The organism is Iningainema tapete BLCC-T55 (assembly GCF_014698965.1).
GTDB lineage: Bacteria > Cyanobacteriota > Cyanobacteriia > Cyanobacteriales > Nostocaceae > Iningainema > Iningainema tapete.
This window is the reverse complement of record NZ_JACXAE010000090.1, coordinates 1-1,829: the sequence shown is the minus strand read 5'-3', so window position 1 is coordinate 1,829 and position 1,829 is coordinate 1. Positions and strand designations below refer to the sequence as shown.

Below are 1,829 nucleotides of genomic sequence, written 5' to 3'. Positions count from 1 at the left end.
GTCCGTCACCATCACCTTCTCCAAGTCCGAGTCCATCCCCAAGTCCGAGTCCGTCACCATCACCTTCCCCAAGTCCATCACCTACACCTGGTGATGAGGATAAACCGTCTCCAATTCCCGCTATTTTTCCGAAACCAAACGTTCCACCTGCAAAACCTGGTCCAACTAGCACACCAAGTGGTCCTAGTTGCGATCCTTGTGGAGCAAGTATTCTTAGTCAAGCAAAAGATAATGGCAATAAGTTAGATGTTCTCAATGCTCTTTTAAACGGATTAAGCTTATTAGATTTAAGTGAAGTTTTAAAGAAGCTAAATACTATTAATAGCAAGTTAGGACCTCAAATTGGAAATGAAAATGTTGGAATATCAGGCTATTTAAAAAAATTCACTAGCTGGATGAAGTTTGATAGAGTTCTTAATATACTGATTTGGATTAATACACTACACAATGCTTACATGTTGTCTAGCAGCCTGACAGATACTTTATTTGGCATTGTTGACAATATATTAAACCTGGCTACTAGTGTGTTTTTAAAAGATGTTGATGACAACTCTATTGATACTAAAGAAATTTTTAGTGGCTTAATTGATAATTTCGCCAAATCATTATTTGGAGTAGAAACTTGGAACGGTATGAAGGACACTTGGAAAAAGTGGAACCGCATATATCAAGCTGCAGCTAACATTGCAAACACCGTTCGTAGTATGATTGACAGCTTGCGTAGTATCTCGGAATTTATAGCAGAGAATACAGGTAAAATTGGTAATGCACTTAAGCGATTCGGTGCTGTAGGTGAGAAGGCTTTTAACTGGATGCCAGAGCATGTCAACGCTCGCTCTATATGGGTTCAACGACTTGAAAATCTGGAGGATGCTGCATCCGGTTTGGAAATGGTTACGTCTGAATTAGTTAGTGTAAAAGATAATCTAAAGGAGCTAACAGACCAGAAAAAAGAGTTTGAAAAATCAATTGAGGAGTTAGAACCTAAAGAGCAGAAAGATAATAAGCCATTGAAAGAGAAAGCAGATAAAGCTACATCTGCCTCCACTACTCCCGCTATACCTGCCATTTCATCAGATAGAGATAAGGAGGCAGACGAATAATGGCACTACCAGCAGATTTTAACGAATGGACTAATTTAAGAGATTTGGTGAAGCTTGAACATAACAAAGCTGTTAAATCTTACTTTAAAAATCAACCAGATGACGACGTTTCAACATCTAAATCAAGGTTGAAACATAGCTGTGTGATTAAAGATAACGACACGGTTGATATGTTAATTTTGCGTATGTGGTTGTTTGAAGTAACTTGTGGACACACACAAGCAATTCAACGTCCTGTATATGGAATTCCTGTACAAGAGGCTCAATCTGAGTGGAAATTTAAACCACAAATTAAGCTACATTTTTTAGAAGCCTGGGATAAAGAAACTCACGAAATTGCCGGACTTCCACAGCTAGAGGGTGAAATAGGCTTTAGATTAATGGATGAATCTTCTGAATCAATTACTCGTGCCAAAGCTGAAATTTTGGCGAAAAAAATCAAGCAGGAATTTGCAAGCCCTGTATTCATTTGGGAAAAAGGATGGTACAAAGCCACCTATTTAGATTCCGAGAAAGGCTATGATTTCCGATTATTTGTCAAGTCAAAAGTTGAAGGAGAACGAATAGTTAAGCAAGTACTTAATATTCAAAACCATACTTTTAATAAAGATTTTTTTCAGTTTGTCGAGCATGATCGGACTTACCCAACTAATCCCGGTACACATAAGGTTTACGGGAAAACTATCAAAAAACCCATCAAAAGGCGTCGAGCGGACGTAAAGTTTC

General features: G+C 38.1%; 1 protein-coding gene and 1 pseudogene. Both read left to right on the top strand.

The annotated features are described in order from the left end of the window. Nucleotides 1-1,103 (top strand): annotated as a pseudogene (locus tag ICL16_RS30250) (hypothetical protein); the annotation flags it as partial. Next, nucleotides 1,103-1,829, top strand: a 727-nt coding sequence (locus ICL16_RS30245; protein WP_190835302.1) for a hypothetical protein, incomplete at its 3' end; no start/stop codon positions are given. The pseudogene ICL16_RS30250 and the gene ICL16_RS30245, both read left to right, overlap by 1 nt.